The 4,924-nt window shown below is 65.1% G+C and carries 5 protein-coding genes and 1 pseudogene; 2 read left to right on the top strand and 4 right to left on the bottom strand.

Annotated features, from left to right (window positions below; all coding sequences use genetic code 11):
• Nucleotides 1-32: 32 nt before the first annotated feature.
• Complete coding sequence (locus JOY90_RS20980; RefSeq protein ID WP_291693021.1) at nt 33-701, top strand: MBL fold metallo-hydrolase; 669 nt, start codon at nt 33-35, stop codon at nt 699-701.
• A gap of 3 nt (nt 702-704) precedes the next feature.
• Here JOY90_RS20980 and JOY90_RS20975 read toward each other — a convergent pair whose 3' ends face one another.
• From JOY90_RS20975 to JOY90_RS40180, 4 genes and pseudogenes are all read right to left on the bottom strand, one after another.
• Entirely contained in the window at nt 705-1,958 is a 1,254-nt protein-coding gene (locus JOY90_RS20975; protein WP_291693019.1) for a PHB depolymerase family esterase, read from the bottom strand.
• Nucleotides 1,959-2,088: 130 nt separating this feature from the next.
• Entirely contained in the window at nt 2,089-2,940 is an 852-nt protein-coding gene (locus tag JOY90_RS20970; RefSeq protein ID WP_291693018.1) for an MFS transporter, read from the bottom strand.
• Between the two features lie 97 nt (nt 2,941-3,037).
• Nucleotides 3,038-4,495 carry a bifunctional class I SAM-dependent methyltransferase/glycosyltransferase family 2 protein gene (locus JOY90_RS20965; RefSeq protein WP_291693017.1) on the bottom strand — a complete coding sequence of 486 codons (1,458 nt, stop codon included), beginning with the start codon at nt 4,493-4,495 and terminating at the stop codon, nt 3,038-3,040.
• 36 nt (nt 4,496-4,531) lie between these two features.
• Nucleotides 4,532-4,645, bottom strand: a pseudogene (locus tag JOY90_RS40180) (hypothetical protein); the annotation flags it as partial.
• A 157-nt stretch (nt 4,646-4,802) separates the two neighbouring features.
• On the opposite strand from JOY90_RS40180, the gene JOY90_RS20955 reads away from it, so the two are divergent.
• Nucleotides 4,803-4,924 (top strand): LLM class flavin-dependent oxidoreductase (locus JOY90_RS20955; protein WP_291693020.1); only part of this gene is annotated, 122 nt, incomplete at its 3' end.

Genomic DNA, 4,924 nt, shown 5'->3' with positions numbered 1-4,924 from the left:
TACGGGATGCAAAGGCACCACAGGGACACGTGATGGCACAGGAAAGCGAAAGCAAGGCGAAGGCCGGCGCAATCATCGTGCCCGTGACCGCGTTCGAGCAGAACTGCACCATCATCTGGTCCGAGCCGACCAAGCAGGCGGTCGTCTTCGATCCCGGCGGGGACGTGCCGAAGATCCTGGCCGCCATCAAGCAGACCGGCGTCACCGTGGAGAAGATCTGGCTGACCCATGGCCATATCGACCATGTCGGCGGCGCCGCCGAATTGCGCGACGCGCTGAAGGTGCCGATCGAGGGCCCGCATGTCGCCGACAAGTACCTGCTCGACAATGTGGTGGCGAGCGGCGCCCGCTTCGGCCTGACCGGAGGGCGCGACTTCGCGCCTGACCGCTGGCTCGACGAGGGCGAGCAGGTCACGATCGGCGAGCTGACCTTCGACATCCTGCATTGTCCGGGCCACTCGCCGGGCAGCGTGGTGTTCTTCAATAGCGCGCTGAGGTTCGCCCATGTCGGCGACGTGCTGTTCGCCGGCTCGGTCGGCCGGACCGACTTGCCCGGCGGCAATCACGAGACGTTGATCAACTCCATCAAGCAGAAGCTCCTGCCGCTCGGCGACGACGTCGGGTTCATCTGCGGTCACGGCGCCGGCTCGACCTTCAGCCAGGAGCGCCTGACCAACCCGTTCCTCACCGGCGAGATGTAACGCCTACCTCCTGCGAAGCCCGGCCGCGGTGAGCGCGCGGGTGACGATCGCGCTCAGGTCGATGGCGCGGCGGCGCGGCTTCGCCTCGCTCTTGGGCTTCCCCTTTGCAGCAGCCTTCCGCTCGGGGCGCGCGGCGATGTTCGCAAGCGGCGCCAGCACCCTTGCGAGGTCGGGCAGCGGGATCGGCAGCGGCGAGACGCTCGGAATCAGTTTCGCGCTCGGCGAATCCGCGACCGGCATTTTGGCCTCGACCTTTTTCGGCTCCCTGATCCAGGCGGTGAGGCCGAAGAACTTCGCGATATGATAGGACGAGGAAATGCCCGCCTCGATCAGGAATGCGCCGCGATTGCCATAGTATTTGTCATTGTCGGCCATCCCGAGCGGCGTGCCATGCGCCATGTCGGCGATGGTGTAGGATTCGACCATGGTCTCGCCATCGGCGTCCCACCACACCTGCCGCGGATGACCGTCGACCACACCTTCCGCCATCGGCGCGGACGGCAATTGATGCACGTCGAGCCACTGCTTGACGATCTCGTTGGCATTGCCGGGATGCACGACGCGGTCGGCGCCGCCGTGCCACACCGAAACGCGCGGCCAGCGGCCACGATGATTGGCGGCGTCGCGCACGCGATCGCCCAGCTCGCGCGCCGAGCGCTCGCCCCCGCCGCGCATGCCGCTCAGTGCCTCGCGCAGATTGGTGGCGACGCCGAACGGCAGGCCGGCAATGACGGCGCCGGCCGCGAACACCTCCGGGTAGGTCGCGAGCATCACCGATGTCATGGCGCCGCCGGCGGACAGGCCGGTGACGAAGATACGGTGCGGATCGATCGAATAGTCGCGCACCATGCGCGCGATCATCTGGCGGATCGAGCACGCCTCGCCGCCATCGCGCGCGATGTCTTCCGGATTGAACCAGTTGAAGCAGGCGTTGGCGTTGTTGGAAGCCTGCTGCTCCGGCATCAGCAGCGCAAAGCCGAAGTGCTTTGCGAGCGTCGACCATCCGGCGCCGAGGTCGTAACCCGCGGCTGTCTGCCCGCAGCCATGCAGCACGACGACCAGCGGCCGCGGCTGCTGCAGACTCGCGGGCACGAAGGCGAGCATCCGTAAAGACCCGGGGTTGGTGCCGAATCCCTTCACCTCGAACAGCGGGCTGTGCAGGTCCGGCCGCAAGCCGCGCGCCAACTCCGCCAGGCCCGGCAGACGCACGGGCTTCGGCAGGCGCTTCAAGAATTCGACATTGCTGGCCAACGACACCGGTGACTCCTGCGACCGACTCATAACACCAACCATGTATGGTTAGTTGCTGCGCCGCAAAATAACATGACCGTGTGCTGTCGATCCCCAGAATTTCACGAAGATTCCTCATGAGTGTTGCCGGCGTGTTTCAACCGGATGCACGACGCATCGACGTCAGGAATGCGGCGGATACCGTCACCGAAAGCGCGAACGTCAAGAGCGATGCAAACAGCGCGTGCTGCGGCGGAAACGCGGCGAGGATGGCGGCACCGACCGCCATGACCAGCCAGATCCATGGCGACCAGTGCAGTTCGCGCCCGAACAACAGCGGCCCGATCACGCAGAGCAGGCCGATGAACAGCACGATCGCTCCGGGAATGTCGAGGCGCGTGCCGGCGCGACGCGGCACCGAGGGCATGAGCATGACGGCTGCAGCGATGATCAGGAAACCGAACGGCACGTTGACGAAGAACACCGCGCGCCAGCCGAGCCCGGCGAGATCGAGCCTCACCAGAACGCCGCCGAGCGCAAAGCCCGCCGCGCCGGCGAGGCCGAGCACGATGCCATAGATGGCGAACGCGCGGCCGCGGGCGTGGTCGGCGAACAAGAGATGCAGGGTGGCCAGCACCTGCGGCACCATCAGCGCCGCGGTCGCACCCTGGGCGAGACGCGCGGCGATCAGTTCGCCGCCGGAACGCGCCAGCGCGCACCACAGCGACGTCAGGGTGAAGCCGAGCACGCCGGCGAGAAATACCGGCCTGGTGCCATGGATGTCGCCGAGCCGGCCGCCGGTCACGATCAGGGTCGCATAGGCGATCAGGTAGATCGCGATCACCGATTCGATCTCCGCCGCGCTCGCCTGGAGTTCGGCCGCAATCGTCGGGATCGCGACGTTGACGATGAAGGCGTCGACGCCGAACATGAACTGCGCCGCCACCACGATCGCGAGCACCCACCAGCGGCGCGATGTGTCGAGATTTGCCGAGACCATCTGATGCATGGGAAGACCTTGCCGAGTTCCGTTGCGTCAGATGTGTCAGCCGGCCGTCGTTCCTGCGATTACCTCGGAGGTAAGCGCACATGTCGTAGATCCTGACCTAGATCGCCTTCAGCTTGCGGTAGGCGAACCAGACCATCTTCAGGAGCAGCCAGCCGTCGCGGAAGCGCGAGATCTGGGTCTCGCCGAAGGTGCGCGCCTTGTAGTGGATCGGCGTCTCGATGATCTTCAGGTTCTGCTTGGCGGCGCCGAAGATCAGGTCGAAATCGCCGAACGGATCGAAATTGCCGAAGTAACTGCGCTCCTGCGCCAGCACCTCGTAGTCCTTGCGCAGCAGCACCTTGGTGCCGCACAGCGTATCGGTCAGGCGGGTGTTGACCAGATAGCTGAACAGGTAGGCGAAGCAGCGGTTGGCGATGAAGTTGAGCGGACGCATCGCCTCGTCCTCCATCGGATAGATCAGACGCGTGCCGTTGACGAAGTCCGCCTTCCCGCTCTCGATCACGGCGTGGTATTTCGGCAGCGTCTCCGGCGGCATGGTCAGGTCGGCGTCCAGGATCATCAGCACGTCGTGCTTGGCCGCGGCAAAGCCCTTGCGCACCGCGTCTCCCTTGCCCCTGCCGTCCTGCTTCAGCACCGTGATGTCCCATTGCCCCTTGTAGGCCTCGCGGACGCGCTCGCATTCGGCGAAGGTATCGTCGGACGAATTGCCCTCGACGAACACGATCTCCTGCGCGCTGCCGAACCGCGGCATGCGCCGGATCGCATTCTCGACGTTGCCGCGCTCGTTGCGGCAGGGGATGATGACGCTCGCCGAATAGGCGCGGTCCGGAAACATCCGCACCGGCCGCCCGACCAGATAGGTGCGCAGGCAGAGCTTCCGGATGCCCGGCAGCGGCGCGATGAAGCGGTTGATGAACGGACCGAGCCCGAGCCAGTGCTGCGGCAGCAACTGGCGCTGCTCCTGGCTGATCACCTCGAAATCGGCAAGGTCCATCAGGTTGTGGAAATCGGTGGTGGCGATGAAGTTGATCTTCGGCTGCTTGCGGCGGAGCCCCAGCGCCTCCGCGGTCTTCAGGACCGGCTCCCACAGATGCGAGTAGTAGGAGATGACGATCCGCGTCGTCGGCGCGCAGAGCTGGTGCACCAGGCCGAGGGTGCCGTCGATGTCCTCGAACATGCCGATGGTGTCGGCGATGACGATGTAGTCGAACGGGCCCTCGACCGCCTTCAGCGTCGCCGGATCCTCGACGTCGCCGAGCACGAAATCGAGCTTGGGATGGCGGGCCCTGGCGCGCGCCAGCGCCTTCGGGCCGAAATCGACGCCGACCCCGTAGGACGGCGCGAGCGCGGCCAAGAGGTCACCCGTGCCGCAGCCGAGCTCGAGCACCCGCTTGCCGGGCGGGATCAGGAAGCGCATGAACTTCAGGTCGTCATCATGATAGGCCGCGTTGATCCTGCGCCAGCGCTCCTGCTCGTCCAGGCTCGATTCGAGCTCGTCCCTCAGTTGCTGCTTTCGCGGATTGCCGGGTTGCGGCGGGAGTTGCGCCACATTCATTGCTGCCTCACAGAACCGATATTTCCAGCCAGTACTTCAAGCCAGTACTTCCAGCCCAGGCCTGGAGTGATCGGACCGCCTTTTAGACGGAAAACCGCGCCAGACAACATCGGATTGACCGATCGCGACGATGAAAATCCCGCGCCATGCGCGGCCTGCGCTCCGACAATACCGGCGTCGTTCAGCGCATCAGCCACTTTCCGCAAGCCGGGAAATGCATTGCCGCTCCGCCGGCTCATGCATTGAAACCCCCGGGCGGGTGGCTTACCAATGCGGTCAGAAGCGAACATAAACCAAAGGAAACGTCATGCCGCGCCTCAAATTCGGTGCTTTTCTCGCCCCGCATCACCCGATCGGCGAGCATCCGACGCTGCAATTCCGTCGCGACCTGGATTTCGTCCAGCAACTCGACGAACTCGGCTATGACGA

Source organism: Bradyrhizobium sp. (assembly GCF_019242285.1).
In the GTDB taxonomy this organism is placed as follows: domain Bacteria; phylum Pseudomonadota; class Alphaproteobacteria; order Rhizobiales; family Xanthobacteraceae; genus Bradyrhizobium.
Note: the sequence above shows the minus strand (reverse complement) of the source record. Positions and strands in the feature narration are given on the sequence as shown.

What these genes read in the sequence shown, in the direction of transcription:
- JOY90_RS20980 (WP_291693021.1), top strand. Translation starts at nt 33, where the DNA reads ATGGCACAGGAAAGCGAAAGCAAGGCGAAGGCCGGCGCAATCATCGTG.
- JOY90_RS20970 (WP_291693018.1), bottom strand. Translation starts at nt 2,940, where the DNA reads ATGCATCAGATGGTCTCGGCAAATCTCGACACATCGCGCCGCTGGTGG.
- JOY90_RS20965 (WP_291693017.1), bottom strand. Translation starts at nt 4,495, where the DNA reads ATGAATGTGGCGCAACTCCCGCCGCAACCCGGCAATCCGCGAAAGCAG.